This is a genomic window from Paenibacillus sp. NPDC093718 (assembly GCF_050279985.1).
Classification (GTDB): Bacteria; Bacillota; Bacilli; order Paenibacillales; family Paenibacillaceae; genus Paenibacillus_AQ.
Genome location: NZ_JBNNUS010000005.1, coordinates 151,351 through 169,252 on the forward strand (window position 1 = coordinate 151,351; position 17,902 = coordinate 169,252).

The window sequence follows — 17,902 nt, forward strand, 5'->3', positions numbered from 1 at the left end:
TGTCGTTCTGTCATGTTGGAGTACTGGATCGAGCCTTTTTTATGTCGTTTGGGCATATACCGTTTCTGCCAAATCTATGAATCGATATACTACTATGAAACTGGTTTCGTAGAGAATATGGATAGAACGACAGGAGGAGAGTGAAATGGCATTCAAACGATCAGGGTCCAGAAAGCTTGTCTACAAGAAAACGCTCAGTAAGCATACCGCATCCAAGAAGAAGCGTGCCGGCAAAAAAATTAGAAAATCGGTGTTTAGAGCAGTCTCTGGCGTCGACCAAATCATCACTGACGGCGTATTCAGCAAAGTCCAATACCAAGTTGAAGAATTAGATCTCAACAATGAATACAATTCATCCACATCGACCTTCACTCCTAAGCAAAGAGGCGTCTACTCCCTTCTGGCCAGTGTTTCTTTTACAACCATCACGCTTACGCCTGTTCGAATGGATTTGGAGATTCGGGTTAATGGCGTCCCGAGAATTTCGGACGAAGAAAACTTCGAGCCGAGAACGGGGCAAATCGATGCCGCGGGGATCATACAATTAATGGCTCGCGATCGAGTGGAGGTATTTGCGAGGGCAACGGGAGAAAACGGCATCATTCTCAGCGGATTCGCTACCCGGTTTGAAGGGGCCCGGATCAATTGAAATAGCAATATAGGTTGGTGATTCAGCCGCGCGGGTCGCGGCTGTTATCATTTTAACGGTACATAGAAGCTGGGAACATCATGAGTTACCGCTGTTAATATCGATCGGACCGGGTAAAGAATAATCGGACTTACCATGACGCATGCGAGGGAGGACGATATGGATGTTTATTCACACGAAAGAACTTCAGTTCCGGGCCAAACCTGAGAAGCCGGATCCGGTATACGCGAGAAAACTTCAAGAGGTGCTGGGTGGCCAATATGGTGAAATGTCCGTCATGATGCAGTATCTCTTCCAAGGATTTAACTGCCGGGCAGACCGAAAGTATCGGGATATGCTGCTGGATATCGGGACCGAGGAGATTGGCCATGTCGAGATGTTGAGCACGATGATAGCCCAGCTTCTCGATGGTGCTCCTGCGGATCAAGTCGATGAAGCGGCGAAGGACCCGATGATTGCCGCCGCACTCGGGGGCATGAATCCTCAACATGCGATCGTATCGGGGCTCGGGGCAACTCCGACGGACAGCAACGGATATCCATGGAACAGTAAGTACATCATAGCGAGCGGGAATCTGCTGGCTGACTTCCGTGCGAATCTGAATGCCGAATCCCAAGGTCTGCTTCAGGTCGTACGCTTGTATGAGCAGACGACGGATCCGGGCGTCCGGGACATGCTGTCCTTCATGATAGCCCGTGATATCATGCACCAGAACCAGTGGCTGGCCGCGATTGAAGAGATCGAGGCCATTGAAGGTCCGATTGCTCCTGCTTCGTTTCCGCGCGAACGCAGCGTAGAAGAAGCTACACGCCAATTCATGAATTTCTCGGTTGGCGAGGAGAGCAGTGCGGGACGCTGGGCGAACGGTCCGCTGCCGGACGGTACCGGCGATTTCGAATATGTGGCTAATCCGACAGCCTACGGTGACGCACCCGTATTAAATCCTCCCGCCAAACACCAGCACTCTACGCTGGGAACGGGTCCATATGTGGTGAACGAAGGAATCGAAAAGTGATGTTTAATTTTTTTCTGAACGGTTAAATACATGTCGTAGCAGCAACAAAAAAACAACTTAGGAGTGATGAACAATGGCTAACAACAACGGTAACAAGATGAGCAGAGAAGAAGCGGGACGCAAAGGCGGCGAAGCTACGGCCAAGAATCACGACAAGGAGTTTTACCAAGAAATCGGCCGTAAGGGCGGAGAGGCCACATCGGATTCCCACGATAAGGAGTTCTACGAGGAAATCGGCCGTAAAGGTGGAGAATCCCGCGGCAATCAAAATAATAACGATTAAATGTAATCTACAATCTAAAAATAGCAAGCTTAAAAAAGCAGCGGCGGTTCCGGTTAAACGGAATCCGCCGCTACTTTATTTTTTGTGCTGATCGCTGGTTCCAAGCACGGTTGCAAAGATACTATCAAGAACTTGAATTCAAGTCCACCGCGCCGCCCACAGCTTCATCTCCTTGCAGATGACATGCAGGTCCATGCCCTTCGGCGTAAGGGTATATTCCACCGTAACCGGAACGGTGGGGAACACTTCGCGTTCCAGCACGCCCTGTTCTTCCAGATGGCGAAGCGTCGTGGTCAGTGCCCGCGGACTGACATTCGGGATTTGCCGCTGCAGCTCGCCAAATCGTTTTGTGCCGCCAAACAGCTCGCGGATGACGAGAAATGCCCATTTTCCGCCTAAGACCAACAGCGTTTTTTCGATATTGCATTCGATATGTTCGGGAGTTTTCGGTATGTAACTGCTCGCTTTATTTCCCATAACCATAGGCTCCTTCCGGTATTCTATTAACTATACTCCAGTATATCAGCTATCCTTCCTATAATATAGTGAAGAACATTTCACTTCTTCCGTGGGAATAGGAACTGCTTTAAAATAGCAAATGTAGCATCCAAGTTAATCTACTAAAGGAGGAATTGCCATGAAATACAGAAGATTAGGACGCACAGGTCTCAAGGTTAGTGAGATTAGTTTGGGAAGCTGGCTTACATACGGTGGTTATGTTGAACGCGAGAACGCGGTAAACGCGATTAAGACGGCTTATGATCTGGGCATTAACTTTTTTGATACGGCGAATGTATATGAAAAAGGTGCAGCCGAAGTGTTGGTTGGCGAAACCCTGAAAGCGTATCCGCGCGAGTCTTACGTGCTGGCGACCAAGGCTTTTTGGCCCATGGGCGATGGCCCGAACGATCGCGGCTTGTCCCGCAAGCATATTATGGAGCAGGCACATGCTAGCTTGAAGCGGCTTAACCATGATTACGTGGATATTTTCTACTGCCATCGTCATGACCCGGAAACGCCGCTGGACGAGACGCTTCGCGCGATCGACGACCTTGTTCGCCAGGGCAAGGTGCTTTATGTCGGCGTCAGCGAGTGGCAGGCATCGCAAATCGCGGAGGCGTTGACGGTAGCGGATCGTTATCTGCTGGACCGCATCGTGGTCAATCAACCCATCTACAATATGTTTGAACGTTATATTGAAAAGGAAATCATTCCACTCAGCGAGCGCTCCGGCATTGGGCAGGTTGTATTCTCCCCGCTGGCACAAGGCCTGCTGACGGGGAAATATACCTCCGCCTCCGATATTCCAGAGGGCAGCCGTGCCGCGAAGCTGGAATGGATGCGCAAAGGCATTACCGAGGAGAAAATCGCGAAGGTTCGCGAGCTTGAGAAGATTGCGGCAGAACTCGAAGTATCCGTAGGCAATCTGGCGCTGGCGTGGATTCTGCGTCAGCCGAACGTAGCCAGCGCACTGGTCGGCGCAAGCCGTCCGGAGCAGGTAACCGAGAACGCAAAAGCTTCCGGCATCGAGCTCAGCGGAGAGGTTCAAGCTCGCATTGAAGAGATTTTGAAATAGAGCGGTAGTTCAAGGGTAGTTCAAGCTTCAGTGCCGTCTAAATAATGGTTTCTAAATCTAGATGAAAAAAAAGAGCTGTGCCAAAGGGGCATTCGTCCCTAGCGCAGCTCTTCTATTTTTAATAACGCTGTTTACCCCAGCCGATAAGTCGCGAACGGCTTGGCATGAACAAAGTCGTCGCTGATTTCATCCAGGCTGGAACCCAGTGCCTCATCGACCTCAATCTCCAGGCTCTTCAGGTTATCGTCCAGCTGCTCGGTTTTCGTAGCACCGACAATGACAGTGGAGACAGCAGGACGATTCATCAGCCAAGCCAGGGACAGGGCGCTTGGGGAATGACCATGCTCTGCAGCCAACTGGCTGACCTGCTGCCCAAGCTTCAGATTGCGATCTTCCAGGAAGCGATTGAAGTTCGGGTCCGTTTCGGCACGGGAACCGGAAGGTTTGCTTGCGCCCTGACCGTATTTACCGGTGAGAATGCCCCCGGCCAGCGGGAAATACGGGATGATGCCAACGCCCTGATCGAGGCAGAGGGGAACAAGCTCCAGTTCCGGCGTACGGTCGGCGAGCGAATAACTCGTTTGGGTGGATACATACCGGACATATCCGCGAAGCTCGCTGATCCCGAGCGCCTTCATGATTTCCCAGGCGGCATAGTTGGAAGCGCCGATATATCGGACCTTGCCCGACGATACCATGTCATCCAGCGTGCGTAAGGGTTCCTCAAGGGGAGTATTCGGATCAAACGTATGAATCTGATACAGGTCCACATAATCGGTTTTTAGCCGTTTTAAGCTGTCCTCCAGCTCTTGCTGCAGATGATAGCGGGAGGAACCACGTTCGTTCGGCCCTTGGCCGTTTACGAGCCCGGCTTTCGTGGCTAATACGACGTTATGGCGTTTGCCGGCGAGCGCCTCTCCGATGATGCGCTCGGATTCCGAGCCTGCATAAATATTAGCGGTATCGATGAAATTGATGCCATGGTCCAGTGCATGGTCAATGATGCGGGTGGATGTCCCTTGATCAGCCCTTTTGCCAAAAGCATTCGTGCCCAGACCGAGCTGCGAAACCTTCAGTCCGCTGTTGCCAAGACGGCGGTAGTTCATCTTGATCCACTCCTTTATGTATAGATTTCCTATAGTATAAACATGATCCCGGAATCGGTTCAAATCGATCGAGCACGAAAGTTGGAAAAGGGTTATCGTCCTGCTACCGAGGAAGCAAGAGCAGTGCTTGAGAATAACCAAATTATTGCGAGAGTAGCATAGTTCGATTTCATGCGCAAAACCTGGAACCTGAGTGAAGCTTTCATTCAAGCTCCGGGCTTTTCTATTTCATTTGCTGACACGGTCAGCGGTTTGTGTCGAAATTCTAAAGGTTACGCGAATGACCCGAAAGCTCCTTGCGATAAGCAAAATATTACGATAGGATTGTTACGTACGAATTGGAAGGGGGATTATGACATGAATGAAGCGATTTTTAACCAATTGGATTTTGCCAGAGGCGGGACCTTAAAGTCGGTAGAAAATGTAACGGAGCAAGAGGCTGATATCATCCCGGAAGGCTTTGCGAACAGCATTCGCTGGAACCTGGGACATATCTACACCGTGCATGAGCAGTTCGCATTTGCGACTGCGGGCGAGCAGCCCCGTCTTCCAGAAGGATTCGAGGCGTGGTTTGCAACCGGAACTAAACCTGCCGATTGGACGTCGAAGCCGCCTGCGATTTCCGAACTGGTAGAGCTTTTGCAGGAGCAAACGACCCGAATTCGTGAAACCTTCTCGAACCGCCTCGACCAGGCTTCAGCTCATCCGTTGACCATCGGTCCCGTGACGTTCCAAACCGTCGGAGAATTTCTTGTGTTCAGCTTGTATCATGAAGGAATGCACACGCAGACGATAAAGGCTTACAGAAAATTGATAAAATAATAAGATGAACACGAAACGATAGAAGGGTGCCTTGCGCATCCCTCCTATCGTTTTTGTTTGTCGCTGCGGTGATCGATCCTTATAATGGAATCAGCACAGATGGGATCATCGATTGGAGGATATGACGATTATGGCGATTGAAATCGAACGCAAGTACCTTTTGGAGGCTTACCCGGAAGACTTGATATCGGAAGGAACCATCGTGGTCGAAAAGGAGCAGTTCATCGAGCAGACATATTTGGCGCTGGATGGGGATCAGGAGCTTCGGGTCCGCAAAATAACGGATCTGAAAACAGGTCAGTTTGAATTCACCCATACGTTCAAAAAAGGGTGGGGGATTGCCAGGGAGGAAGTGGAGTACGCGATTTCCGAAGGACTCTATGACCAAGTGGTGAAGGCACATGGCGCGATTCCGCTGACCAAGAGACGGGTAACCGCCCGATGGGGCAGCACGATCATCGAAATCGACGATTATGCGCAGATAAGCTTGCTGGTGCTGGAAGTAGAGTTTCCTTCCCTGGAAGCTGCAGACGGCTTTGTCCCGCCGGCATGGTTCGGACAAGATATCAGCACGGATAAACAATACAGCAACAAGAAGGTATGGCGGGATCTGCAGCTGCAAGCAGGCAGGGAAGCCTAACGGAAATAGTCACGAAAGGAAGCGGCCGACATAGGAAACGCATGCAGCTAGGATGTGGATACTGCGCTTTCTCATATGGTTGTAAGAAAGGCTCTTGCGAGCGGTTATGTTTGACCGCTCGCAAGAGCCTTTTTTATGGCATTCAACCAAAATCCAGTAGTATAGCAAACCATATTTGACGATTGCAGGGTGTTTTGAGTAGCTATCGACTTATTTTGACAAAGAGTATTGTAAACGGTTTATTATTATAATATAATATTATCATGATAATTAATTATTATATTGTAAGTGATGACACTCATAAAAAATGACGGTTTATCAGAGAAGGGAGAGGCTCTTCATGAATGGAAACCAGCAGCTGCTTGAAAGCTATTTTCCGATTGCTTCTTTTATCGCGGCGATCATCGGACCTCAATGCGAGGTGGTCGTTCACGATATCAGCGATCCGGAACGCTCCATCATCTTTATCGAGAACGGGCATATTAGCGGACGCAGGGTCGGTGATGCCTCGACAGACCTCGTATTGAAGATTTTGAAGGCGGAGGCCTACCGCGAAGAGCAGTTCATCGCGAACTACAAAGCTTCCAGCGCACGGGGGCAGACCTTCCGATCGTCTACGTATTTTATTAAGAACGGGAGCGGCGAGCTGGTCGGCCTTATGTGCCTTAACATCGACATCACGCATATGGAGGTTGCGGCCGACTGGATTAACAGCATTATGCGGGGAGGATCGCTTACGCCGCCGTCAGCCCTGGATGCACCCAAGGAGGACAAGCCGTCCACCGAATACCTGCAGGGGAACGTGGACGATTTGCTTCAGCACATCATCCAGACCGTCCTTGGCAAAATCAGCATTCCGGCGGACCGTTTATCTTCGAACGAGAAGATCGAGATTGTGAAGGAATTGAACGAGCAGGGTGTATTTCTGCTGAAGGGCGGAGTTTCTAAGGTTGCCGCGGCTTTATCCATATCGGAGCCTACCGTGTATCGCTATTTGCAGAAGCTGAAATAAGCTTCTTGTACCCAATATTCAAGTAGTGCATCTTGAAACAATGGAAGGTGACATCATGACATTTAATTTCGATAAGGTCGTCAGCCGCTTTGGCACAAACTGCGCGAAATGGGACGGGATGGCGCAGAGCATGGGGAGTGACATGATCGCTCTCTCCGTGGCCGATATGGACCTGCCAGCACCGCCCATGGTGGTGGATAAGGTCGCGGAGGCTGCGCGTCACGGCATTTACGGATATACCGATCCGTTCCCGCCTTACTTCGAAGCTGTCCGCACTTGGCTTGATAAAGCCTATGACTGGCAGGTCGAGCCCGATTGGATCGTATTTTGTCCGCGAATTATTCAAGCCGTTTCGGTCATTATACAGAAGTTCACGGAGATCGGAGATCAGGTTCTTATCCACACGCCTGTTTATCAGCCTGTTGCGAAAGCGGTTACGTTAAATGATCGGATATTGGTTGAAAGTCCGCTTATCCTTACGGACGGGCGGTATGAGATCGATTTCGAGGATATGGAGCGGCGGATGCGGGAAGGGGTCAAGATGATTCTGCTCATATCCCCGCACAATCCGGCTGGCCGGGTATGGACGAGGGATGAGCTTGAACGCATGGCGAAGCTGTGCATCCGGTATGACGCACTGATCGTGTCCGATGATATTCATGCTGATTTCATTCATGAGGGACACGAGCATACCGTCATCGCCAAGCTGTCCGAAGAGGTTGCGAATCGTTCCATTATCTGCACATCACCGGGCAAAACCTTTAACCTGGCAAGCCTCGAAATCGCTAACATTATCATTCCCAATGCTGCGCTTCGGGAGCGGTTTAAGCATGGTCTGCTGCAGGCGGGGATTCATAATCCCACATTCTTCTCCGTGCCTGCGCTGGAAGTCGCATACACATCATGTGATGAATGGTTAACGGAACTTCGCGCTTATATCAAAGACAACATCGCTTATGCCCGAACTTTCATAACGGATCATATGCCTGAGCTGGCCGTGATCGAACCTGAGGGGACGTATCTGTTGTGGGTCGACTGTACGGCCGTGAGCAGCCATGAAAAGGATTTGATGGAGTGGATCCAGGAAAAAGCGCGCGTCAGCGTCAGTTTCGGTTCATCCTTCGGTCCCGGCGGTGAAGGCTACATCAGGGTCAACGTGGCTGCGCCGCGCCCTGTATTGAAGGAAGGCCTGGAGCGGCTTGCCGCGGCTTATCCGCTGCATCGTTAACAACCAAAGTTTAAGAGATCAGAAGGAATAAACTTCACTTCAAAGGCTTACCATCCTTATCTCGCAAGAAAAACTTCCGCTATATGCGGTCTGTCTTCTGAGAAGGTACGTCGATAGAGTTTTCTTATTTACATCCAGGGGGAATCCATAATGGTTAAGCCAAAAGAGGAACGAACGATAAAGCAGCCGACCATGTTTCTGGCGTTGCTTCCGATTTTCACGATGGTGATTTTGCTGTGCCTTGGTTACGTATTATTTGAGCTGCCGCCCGAACCGCTGATTATTGCTTCCGCCATTGTCGCAGGCCTGATCGCGATTAAGCTGGGCTACAGCTACAATGACATTCTGGAATCCATCTCGCAAAAAATTGCGAAAACCATGCCGGCGATCTTAATCCTGATTGTGGTCGGATTTATGATTGGCGCGTGGATGGTCGGCGGGACCATCCCCATGATGATCTACTACGGCCTCAAAATCATCGATCCGCAGTTTTTACTGATTACCGCTTTTCTCGTTACGGCCGTGGTCTCCGTATGTACAGGCACCTCCTGGGGTTCCGCAGGGACGATCGGGGTCGCCTTCATGGGGGTTGGCGCCGGAATGGACGCCAATCTTGCGGCTGTGGCCGGCGCGGTTGTAGCGGGTGCTTACTTCGGGGACAAGCTTTCTCCGCTTTCGGATACAACCAACATCGCTGCCTTGTCCACCGGCGTTAACCTGTATGAGCATATCGGTCATTTGCTGTACACGACGCTGCCGTCCTTCTTCGTGGCGGGGATCGTCTACGTGGTTACGGGATTAAGCACGCATGTGTCCAGCACAGGAGTTCCCGAGAAGGTAACCGACATCATGAACACCTTGGCAACGATATACGACTGGAACCTGCTCCTGATCCTGCCTGTGCTGATTGTTCTGTACGGCTCGATCACCAAGAAGCCTACAATTCCCGTCATGCTGCTGTCGTCGATCGTGGCGATGGCGAACGGCATGATATTTCATGGCTTCACGCTGCATGACGTGGTGACTTCGGTTGTCAGCGGATTCGATATCGCGATGGTTCATGTTAGCAACTTTGACCCGAGTGCCGTCATTGCGGATGTTCCGCGTCTCATTAACCGGGGCGGGATGAGTTCCATGATGGGGACATTGCTTATCTGTTTCAGTGCAATCACATTTGCCGGCACCATATCGCTGACCAAATCGCTGGAGCTGATCGTGGATAAACTCTTGAAGCGTGTGCGCTCCACGGGATCGTTGATCCTGGCCACGATCGCAACAGGGTTGACCATGATCGGTGTGACCAGCAACGGGCAGGTCTCTATTCTGATGCCAGGCGAAATGCTCCGCGAGGCTTACATCCGCCGCGGTTTGCATCCGAAGAATCTGGGGCGGACGGTGGAGGATTCCGCCGCCATTACCGAGCCGATTCTGCCATGGACGGCAGCGGGTGCCTATATGGCCGGTACGCTGGGCGTAGCGACCCTAGCCTATTTGCCTTGGGCGGTGTTGTGCTGGACGGGGATTATTTTTGCAACGATCTGGGGCTTTACCGGGTTCGGCATCGCGAAGCTTACGCCAGAGCAGCAGAAGGAAATGGTTAAGGAATACGACAATCCGCATAATGGTAGCCACAACAAGCCTTATGCGGATGATGCAGGAGCTGCATCTGTCCATTAATGCAGGATGAATATTTCTTGGATCAAGGCAAGAAATCATCAATATAAATGCGTGATCTTATACGCTAAAGAGGAGAGAACACCATGACACAACAAGAGAGAAAAACCATCTCAACCCAGCAGGCTCCAGGAGCAATTGGCCCTTATTCCCAAGCAGTGCAATACGGAAATCTTCTGTTTACTTCCGGTCAGCTTGGCATGGATGCGTCGGGGCAATTTGCCCCGACGGTAGAAGAGCAGGCGAACCGCTCGCTGCTTAACGTGAAGGCAATTCTGGAAGCTGCCGGTTTTGGTATGGAGAATATCGTCAAGACGACGGTCTTCTTAAAGGACATGAATGATTTCCAAGCCGTCAACGAGGTATATGCTTCCTTCTTTTCAGAGCCGTATCCGGCACGGAGCGCCGTGGAGGTTGCCCGTTTGCCTAAGGATGGGCTGGTTGAGATTGAAGTGGTAGCTAGCAAGTCATAACACCATCGCTGTTCTATGTGCTGCAAATAGGAATATGAACATCATTAGGTTTCAAAAAAACTGCCGGGCACTAGGCCCGGCAGTTTTGTTCGTGCGAAAAGGATCTATCCTTATTATTTCGTGCGCCCATAATGCTTTCCGTAAGAGAGAACCTTATGGTACAGACTCCGATCCTTTAACGTTTTGAGCGGATAAATTTGCGGTCTGGTATTCACCTCGAGAATCCATGGTCTGCCATTGGAATCCACAGCTACATCGAGTCCCAGCTCTTTGAAACCGCGATAATGGCGGTCAAAGTTTTTGCCAACGGCCACGCCAAGTCCCTTGAGCTCGGACTCCAGCTGCTGGGTGAAGGACGAGTTGAAGTTGGCGCCGCTCATCGTTTTGCGGAACGTTCCAATGGTGCCGCCTTGATTATAATTGGTTGCGACTTTGTTAGGGTTGCCGACTTTGGTGAATAAGGCGGTGCTGACCCAGGCTCCCTGCCTGGTCTTCTGGACCATCACCCGGATATCGAATGGCTTGCCATTGCTTTTGGCCAAACGAATTCCTTTTTGCAGCAGGTAGGGTCTGCTTCCGGCAAAGCGGTTCAGATCACGGTACAATTGAGATGAGCTGGAGTACGACGTTTTCTTGGTATTCAGCTGGCTTTGGTAGCCCCCGTCCGTTTTGCGGATTCGGACGATGTTCACACCGCCTGAACCATCCGTAGGTTTGAAGAAAACCGTGGTGTAGTCCGCAAGCATAGCGTTCAGGTTTTTTTTGCTGAACGGCAATGTGTGCGGTACGTATTGTCTGAAATAAGAATCTTCGTTTAGCCATTTCGTTTTCTTCCATTTGCTTTTGATGGTACTGCTTTTATATTTCATAGTTAAGAGGCTCACCTCTCTCTTTTTTGTTCAGCATATGCCGAAAAAGTAGAGCAAGCCTCCACGTTGGCCTTGAACCAAGCTATGTACTTGAAAAATTTTTTTTATCGAAAATAATAAGATGATAAATAAGACTGCCTGCGGCTAGATTGAACAGGGAAACATCATCTACTATAATCAAATAGATCTGATTTAGAAGGAGACAATTTCCAGTGCGAAGCCCACTCATTGCTTACTGTCTTTCCAAGAAAGCTGCAACCGAAGACTATCCGTTCGGACCGCTTCCGATCGTCATGAAAGTCGGGGGCAAAATGTTTGCCCTGATTACCACAACGGCAGGAGAGAATGTCAGCCATATATCCCTGAAATGCGATCCGGTGATCGCTGAGAATTTGCGTCAGCAGCATGAAGCGGTGCAGCCCGGATATCATCTCAACAAGAAACATTGGAATACGGTTGCCGTGGATGGTTCCTTAACGGAAGCGGATCTGCACGATATGATTGATCATTCCTATGATTTGGTGCTCAAGAGTTTACCGAAAGCTCAGCGCGTTGCAATCGCTCAGCGGCTGGTCTGAGGCCTGTGAAATGAATCATCGCCCTGTGGCAGAGTGGAGGCAGGAAAACATCCATTTGCCAGAGGGCGATGATTAGAAGATACGATTAAACCTGTCCCAACCTGTCCGCAGGTAGGTTTCGTATCAGAATGGTCTCATTCCCAACGTATCTACTTTCTCTCCGGTAATATCAACGCCCACACGGCTTGTAATATCGCGGTAATGGCCGGCGCGCCGCTGCACCGGGCTGCCCTCGGTTTCACCGAGGTTGGCTTCCAGGCCGTTCAAGACCATCACGGTCGTACCGAAGCCGGGATCGCCCAGCCCTCTGAACTTCTCGAGCGGAGAAGGCTTCCATCTGCCAACCATGACGTCGTGGGCGGAAGGCTTCGGGTCCTGCGGCGTCAACCAGAACAGGATGGCGGTCATGTAGCCGATCTCGCCGTCAGCGGCAACGATCTCCGGATGGTCCAGCAGCACGCTTTTGTCTCCATAGATGATGGAACTGAACAGGCCGTAGTTAAAGTTCCAGCTGAGCATGATCGGTCCCCGTCCATAATAGCGTTTGTCTGGTGTTCCGGGATATAGCTCAGCGCTGGCAGGATCGACGAAGGCGTCTTTATTAACGCCAGTCCGGCCGGCGATGTTCTCGTTCCAGAACAAACCCCAACGGAGCGGTCCTCCCGGGGCGGTAGCCCAGCCTCCGCCCGTCTCGTGGGACAGATTGGCGAGGAAGGCTGCCAGTTCGCGCTTACGGTCCTTCTTGTACCCTTCCTTCAGGAAAGTGCCGCCATCAATGATAACGGTTTCAATCGTTTTGTTAAGGTTCTCAGCCGAATGGAAGTCAGTTGAACGCACAACGAGTGTTTCAACGCGGGCGTCCTTGTCTAATCGGTAAATCTCCTGTGCGGAAGGAGTTCCTTGCCGCGTGCTGATCTTGATCTTGAGATTGGAGACCTCCGCGACCGCGTGGATGAGATTATCGTATGAGAAATAGTCCGTCTGATCGGCTTTGTAGTATTCTTTGCCACTCGCGACTTCAAACCATTCCGCCGAACCTAGCCGGTATGGGAACAACGCCTCGAAGTCTTCCTCCGATAGCAGCGCTTTAACGGCTGCGATCGCCTTCTCCGGTGTGTAATCCGGATCGAGGCCGTCCCAGTTCTGGTCGATCTCCTTGCGGCTGATCAGCCTGTGCTCCCCGATCACCAGGGATTCGATTGGATTCTCCGTGATTTGTGCTGGAGCCGAGGTGCCGGATCTAGTGCTGGCTGCCGGATGAGTGGAAGATGCCTCGGCTTGAGGTGCTTCATCGGCTGCAAAGGCATAAAGCGGGGGCATGAGGAGGGCAGCGCCGAGGGCTGCAATCATACTTCGCTGGATCATCTTGCGAGATAACGGATATTTCCACACGGTCATACACATTCTCCTCTGCATCATTGGGATTGGATTACACTGCCATCATATATACGGTATGTTGTTTTGTACATAGTCAGGAAATCCCACGATGTAACGCGCAGTTGACACTGAAGGGAATCTCTGGCGGGACCAAGCCGGGGGAGATATGACGATAGGCGGGGGATTTGCTGTGGAATCGCCAAGGATGCCGTCGAAGTTCGAATACCGGCATTCGCTGCGCCCTCCAACTTGATGACTAGTTTTTTAACGTAAGAACATTATAATGTTATTATGTTTTTATTCTATCAATCTACTAATCTATGGAAAAGGTGCTGTACTTCATGTTTTGCGTAAGGACACTCGTGACTTCAGTTTTGAGAGGCGTTTCTTTCACTAAAAAACAACCATATCACTTTAAATAGGAACAAATGTTTGGTATGATGGTAAATATTACGCTAAGTCCCTTTTCCCTATACTTTTATCCTCTCGGAAAGGATGGGTGAGGCCTTGTTGAAGCTAACGGTCACTGCCAAAATCAAAATAATACCTTCATCAGAACAGAAAGAGTTGTTATGCCAGACGTTCCGTGCATATCAGCTGGCCAGCCAATTTGTATCGAAGCTCGTCTTTGATGAGAAGGTGCTGCATCAACAGAAGCTTCATCTCTTAACGTATCGCAAGCTTCGTGCCGATTTTCAGCTTCGCTCTCAAATGGCGCAATCGGTGATGAAGACGGTCATTGCCCGCTATAAGTCCATTCAAGGAAATGGACATCCTTGGACTCTTGTACGATTCAGGAAGCCGGAACTCGATTTGGTTTGGAACCGCGATTACTCCATGAGTAACCAAATGTTTTCGGTCAATACCTTATCCGGGAGAATCAAAGTACCCTTCAAAAGTAAAGGCATGGAACATTATTTGGATGGAACATGGGCATTTGGCACAGCCAAACTGGTCCATAAGCGCGGGAAGTTCTTTTTGCATATCCCCATGACCCAAGCTGTGAACGAACCGTCCGTGCATGACATCGAAACAATCGTCGGCGTGGATATGGGCATCAACTTTATCGCCGTCAGCTATGATTCGCAAGGAACAACCGCATTCTTTCACGGCAGAAGGGTCAAGAATCAGCGTTCAAAATAAAAGCGGCTTCGCAAGCGGCTACAACAGGTTGGAACAGCTTCTGCCCGCAGAAGGATCCAGCGAATCGGACAACGAGAAAACCGTTATATGACCGATGTCAACCATCGGATATCGAAGGCACTCGTTGACCGGTACGGAGCGAATACCTTATTCGTCGTGGAAGATTTAACAGGCATTCGCCAAGTGACAGAGCGTGTTCGCATCCGGGATCGGTACGAGACCGTATCATGGTCCTTTTACCAACTTCGTCAGATGATTGAATACAAAGCGATTCGTTCAGGCGCCAAAGTGATCGCAACGAACCCGGAATACACGTCTCAGAAATGCCCGAAGTGCGAGCGAACGAACAAAGCGAACCGCGACAGGAAAAAGCACCATTTCTGTTGCAGGGAGTGCGGCTACCGCTCTAATGATGATCGAATTGGAGCCATGAATCTTCAGCGCATTGGAATGAAGTACATCGCTGAAGTGGCTGTGTAGGTATACCTCCTGTACAGCCGGGCAGCGGTCAACCTGCCTATCGTAACGCCATGTTAAGGAAGGAGGCCTAACCGCCGCTCTCACTTCCGGGCAGTTACAAGCTCGTGGCATTAGTCATAAGTTGTTGACATATATTAGAGATCATCATCTTATAGACGAAGAAGGTTAACTGACATGAGTTTATTTGTTCGCGAAAAAGGGTTCTACAAAAGTTTTTTCTGGCTGACGCTTGTCATCGGGATGCAGAACCTGATATCGGTCGGCGTGAATTTGTCGGACAACGTCATGCTGGGAGGATACAGTGAATCGGCGCTATCGGGCGTTGCCCTCGCGAACCAGATCCAATTCCTGCTGCACATGCTGGTTTTGGGCGTATGCGAAGGATTGGTCATCATGTCATCCAGATTCTGGGGAGCGAAGGATTTAGGCTCCATCAAAAAAGCGGCAAGCATCGGCATGCGCATGGCCATCTTCCTCAGTATTGTGTTATGGGTAATCGTGTTCTTTTTCCCGCATGAGGTATTGTCTTTGTTTACGAAGGAAGAGAATGTCATAGCCGCCGGCGTGGACTATTTACGAATCATCTGTTTCTCTTATATCTTCTTTGCCGTCACCAATTCCTTGCTGGCTTCACTGCGAAGCGTGGAAACGGTAAAAATCGGCTTTGTGGTATCGTTATCGACCTTGATAATCAACATCTGCCTGAACTATATTCTCATCTACGGGTATTTGGGCTTTCCTGAACTGGGCGTGGCCGGATCGGCAATCGCTACCCTGACGGCAAGAATCATTGAATGCGTGATCGTCATCGTTTATATTAAGCGGTTCGACCGTAAAATCTTGTTAAAACTGCAGGATTTCCTGCAGTTCGATATGGAGCTCTTCAAACAGTACATTCGCGTAGGCTCCCCGATTCTGATGTCCAACACGATATGGGGGCTTGCCATGGCGGCACAAACCGCCATCCTGGGGCATATGGGAGAATCGGCGATCGCCGCCAACAGCATTGCCACAACGATTTTCCAGATGGTGACAGTCATCGTATACGCTTCGGCCAGTGCAACGGCTGTGCTGATTGGGAAGACCATCGGAGAAGGTTTGATGGACAAAATCATATCCTATGCCAAAACGCTGCAGATTCTGTATATCCTTCTCGGCTTGCTTACGGGCGCCGTGCTGTTTGTGATTAAGGATTTCGTGCTGGGCTTCTACTCCATCTCCGATGAGGCGAAGACACTCGCGCTGCATTTCATGACGGTGTTGTCGATCACCGTAGTCGGAACGGCTTATCAAATGCCGGCATTGACGGGCATTGTGCGAAGCGGCGGAGACACCCGCTTTGTGCTCTACAATGATTTGATTTTTATGTGGCTGATCGTGCTGCCCTCATCGGCATTATGCGCGTTTGTGTTCCATTTATCACCGCTCGCCATATTCATTTGCTTGAAGTCCGATCAGATTCTGAAGTGTTTTGTGGCGATCGTGAAGGTCAACCGATTCAAGTGGATACGATCCTTCAGCTCATGATGGAGTCTTAAGGAAGATCGTACTGCTAAATAGAAATCAAGTTTTAAAAGGATGCCATCAGGCATCCTTTTTTTGCAGGTATGTTTGTAGGATACCGAGAATTTGAAAATAATGCGTTTTCATCCTGATCCTTGTTGAATACGTTTGATCAAATGTTGGCAAATTCCGAACATTATCGACATTTGGATAAGGTAATGTTCTGTGATATCCGCAGTTTTCCACCAAATTTTTGCTAAAAAACACATTAAACTACATAAAACGCTAAAATTTTTGTTTTGACATCTGCTTGTCTATACCATAGGATAATAGTATAAAAAGTGCTCACTTAGGAGGATAAGGTCAGGAAATGAAAAAGACATGGTCAATTCTATTAACACTCGTATTATCCGTTGGATTGCTTGCAGGTTGCGGCAATAATGATAAGTCTACTGACAGTGGTGCAGCTAATGGCGGTTCAGATGGATCTCAAGATAAGAAACGCATTGCACTTGTTCTCCCTGAGAAGATCGGCGTGAATCCTTTCTTTGCATTGATGGACGAAGGATTGCAGAAGGCTGCTGCCGATTTCAATGTCGAAGTGAAGACGATTGAATCGACAGACCCGGCTTCGATTGAGCAAAACCTGCGTACGGCGGTTGCCGAAAAATATGATTTGATTATTACATCCACCTTCCAGATGGAAGATGCACTGAAGAAGGTTGCACCGGAGAATCCGGACGTGCCTTTTGCCATCATCGATACGGTAGTGGATTTGCCGAATGTCCGCAGCGTCGGATTCCGCGAGCATGAAGCTGCTTACCTTCTTGGGGCGGCTGCCGGATTGGCAACCAAGACGAACAAGGTCGGTAACGTTGTGGCTAACGACATTCCGATTATGCACAAATACATGACCGGCTTTGAGGAAGGTGCGAAATCGGTCAATTCGAATATTGAAATTTTCGTTAACTTCGTTGGCGGATTCGATGACCCGGCTAAGGCGAAGGAGCTAGCGCTTCTGCAGAACTCCCAAGGTGCGGATTTCGTAGCGGGTATGTCCGCTGTAGGCGATCTGGGCGTGTTCGAAGCAGCGAAAGAGAAAGGCTTCTTCACTTCCGGGCAGGATACGGACAACACGGAGCCTGAGCATGTGGTGCTTGCGCAATTGAAAGGTACAGACGCTGTTGTGTACGAAACGGTTAAAGATTTTGCAGAGGGTAAATATACTTTCGATATTCGTGACTACGGCCTGAAAGAAGGCGCTGTAGGTCTCACTTACGTTACGCATGAGAGCAAAACACCGCTTAACCCATTCATTGGACAAGACATCGTGGATCAGCTTAAGGTGATTTCCGACGATATTATCGCCGGAAAGATTAAAGTAACCAACGCATTGGAACAAAATTAGTTCTCACCTGGACCGGCTGCACATGAGCAGTCGGTCTTTCATTCAGAAGCGAAAGGAAGGCATGAC

16 protein-coding genes and 2 pseudogenes are annotated in these 17,902 nt (G+C 49.9%); 14 read left to right on the top strand and 4 right to left on the bottom strand.

The window, feature by feature from the left end:
* The first annotated feature begins 145 nt into the window (after positions 1 to 145).
* The 3 genes and pseudogenes from ACQKPA_RS16470 to ACQKPA_RS16480 all read left to right on the top strand — a co-directional run.
* On the top strand, positions 146 to 649 hold the full coding sequence (locus ACQKPA_RS16470) for an ABC transporter permease (RefSeq protein WP_427493680.1): 504 nt from the start codon (positions 146 to 148) through the stop codon (positions 647 to 649).
* Between the two features lie 163 nt (positions 650 to 812).
* Positions 813 to 1,664, top strand: a complete 852-nt coding sequence (locus ACQKPA_RS16475; protein WP_427493681.1) for a manganese catalase family protein — start codon at positions 813 to 815, stop codon at positions 1,662 to 1,664.
* A 73-nt stretch (positions 1,665 to 1,737) separates the two neighbouring features.
* Positions 1,738 to 1,944: pseudogene (locus ACQKPA_RS16480) on the top strand (KGG domain-containing protein); the annotation flags it as partial.
* 141 nt (positions 1,945 to 2,085) lie between these two features.
* On the opposite strand, the gene ACQKPA_RS16485 reads toward ACQKPA_RS16480, so the two are convergent.
* Complete coding sequence (locus ACQKPA_RS16485; protein ID WP_009594357.1) at positions 2,086 to 2,424, bottom strand: winged helix-turn-helix transcriptional regulator; 339 nt, start codon at positions 2,422 to 2,424, stop codon at positions 2,086 to 2,088.
* Between the two features lie 160 nt (positions 2,425 to 2,584).
* Here ACQKPA_RS16485 and ACQKPA_RS16490 point away from each other — a divergent pair, with 160 nt between their 5' ends.
* Positions 2,585 to 3,523: an aldo/keto reductase family protein gene (locus ACQKPA_RS16490; protein ID WP_427493682.1), complete on the top strand. Its 939-nt coding sequence runs from the start codon at positions 2,585 to 2,587 to the stop codon at positions 3,521 to 3,523.
* 131 nt (positions 3,524 to 3,654) lie between these two features.
* Here the strand turns inward: ACQKPA_RS16490 and ACQKPA_RS16495 are convergent, their stop codons facing one another.
* A complete protein-coding gene (locus tag ACQKPA_RS16495; RefSeq protein ID WP_427493683.1) occupies positions 3,655 to 4,629 on the bottom strand; it encodes an aldo/keto reductase in 975 nt (324 codons plus the stop codon).
* A 357-nt stretch (positions 4,630 to 4,986) separates the two neighbouring features.
* On the opposite strand from ACQKPA_RS16495, the gene ACQKPA_RS16500 reads away from it, so the two are divergent.
* From ACQKPA_RS16500 to ACQKPA_RS16525, 6 genes are all read left to right on the top strand, one after another.
* Positions 4,987 to 5,451 (top strand): DinB family protein, encoded by a 465-nt coding sequence (locus ACQKPA_RS16500; RefSeq protein WP_427493684.1) that lies wholly within the window; start codon positions 4,987 to 4,989, stop codon positions 5,449 to 5,451.
* Positions 5,452 to 5,581: 130 nt separating this feature from the next.
* On the top strand, positions 5,582 to 6,091 hold the full coding sequence (locus ACQKPA_RS16505) for a CYTH domain-containing protein (protein WP_427493685.1): 510 nt from the start codon (positions 5,582 to 5,584) through the stop codon (positions 6,089 to 6,091).
* Positions 6,092 to 6,431: 340 nt separating this feature from the next.
* Positions 6,432 to 7,103 carry a helix-turn-helix transcriptional regulator gene (locus ACQKPA_RS16510; RefSeq protein WP_427493686.1) on the top strand — a complete coding sequence of 224 codons (672 nt, stop codon included), beginning with the start codon at positions 6,432 to 6,434 and terminating at the stop codon, positions 7,101 to 7,103.
* Positions 7,104 to 7,158: 55 nt separating this feature from the next.
* Positions 7,159 to 8,331 (top strand): MalY/PatB family protein, encoded by a 1,173-nt coding sequence (locus ACQKPA_RS16515; protein ID WP_427493687.1) that lies wholly within the window; start codon positions 7,159 to 7,161, stop codon positions 8,329 to 8,331.
* 150 nt (positions 8,332 to 8,481) lie between these two features.
* Positions 8,482 to 10,008 (top strand): Na+/H+ antiporter NhaC, encoded by a 1,527-nt coding sequence (gene nhaC / locus ACQKPA_RS16520; protein ID WP_427493688.1) that lies wholly within the window; start codon positions 8,482 to 8,484, stop codon positions 10,006 to 10,008.
* An 83-nt stretch (positions 10,009 to 10,091) separates the two neighbouring features.
* A complete protein-coding gene (locus ACQKPA_RS16525) occupies positions 10,092 to 10,478 on the top strand; it encodes a RidA family protein (protein ID WP_427493689.1) in 387 nt (128 codons plus the stop codon).
* Between the two features lie 113 nt (positions 10,479 to 10,591).
* Here ACQKPA_RS16525 and ACQKPA_RS16530 read toward each other — a convergent pair whose 3' ends face one another.
* Positions 10,592 to 11,347 carry a YheC/YheD family protein gene (locus ACQKPA_RS16530; protein ID WP_427493690.1) on the bottom strand — a complete coding sequence of 252 codons (756 nt, stop codon included), beginning with the start codon at positions 11,345 to 11,347 and terminating at the stop codon, positions 10,592 to 10,594.
* A 212-nt stretch (positions 11,348 to 11,559) separates the two neighbouring features.
* Here ACQKPA_RS16530 and ACQKPA_RS16535 point away from each other — a divergent pair, with 212 nt between their 5' ends.
* The gene (locus ACQKPA_RS16535) at positions 11,560 to 11,925 is read left to right on the top strand and encodes an MmcQ/YjbR family DNA-binding protein (RefSeq protein WP_427493691.1); all 366 of its coding nucleotides are present in this window, start codon (positions 11,560 to 11,562) and stop codon (positions 11,923 to 11,925) included.
* Between the two features lie 123 nt (positions 11,926 to 12,048).
* Here the strand turns inward: ACQKPA_RS16535 and ACQKPA_RS16540 are convergent, their stop codons facing one another.
* A complete protein-coding gene (locus ACQKPA_RS16540; protein WP_427493692.1) occupies positions 12,049 to 13,323 on the bottom strand; it encodes a chitinase in 1,275 nt (424 codons plus the stop codon).
* A gap of 489 nt (positions 13,324 to 13,812) precedes the next feature.
* Here ACQKPA_RS16540 and ACQKPA_RS16545 point away from each other — a divergent pair.
* From ACQKPA_RS16545 to ACQKPA_RS16555, 3 genes and pseudogenes are all read left to right on the top strand, one after another.
* Positions 13,813 to 14,925: pseudogene (locus ACQKPA_RS16545) on the top strand (RNA-guided endonuclease TnpB family protein).
* A 174-nt stretch (positions 14,926 to 15,099) separates the two neighbouring features.
* Positions 15,100 to 16,452, top strand: coding sequence for an MATE family efflux transporter (locus ACQKPA_RS16550; protein ID WP_427493693.1), 1,353 nt, complete (start codon positions 15,100 to 15,102; stop codon positions 16,450 to 16,452).
* A gap of 346 nt (positions 16,453 to 16,798) precedes the next feature.
* Complete coding sequence (locus tag ACQKPA_RS16555; protein ID WP_427493694.1) at positions 16,799 to 17,836, top strand: BMP family protein; 1,038 nt, start codon at positions 16,799 to 16,801, stop codon at positions 17,834 to 17,836.
* Positions 17,837 to 17,902 lie beyond the last annotated feature (66 nt).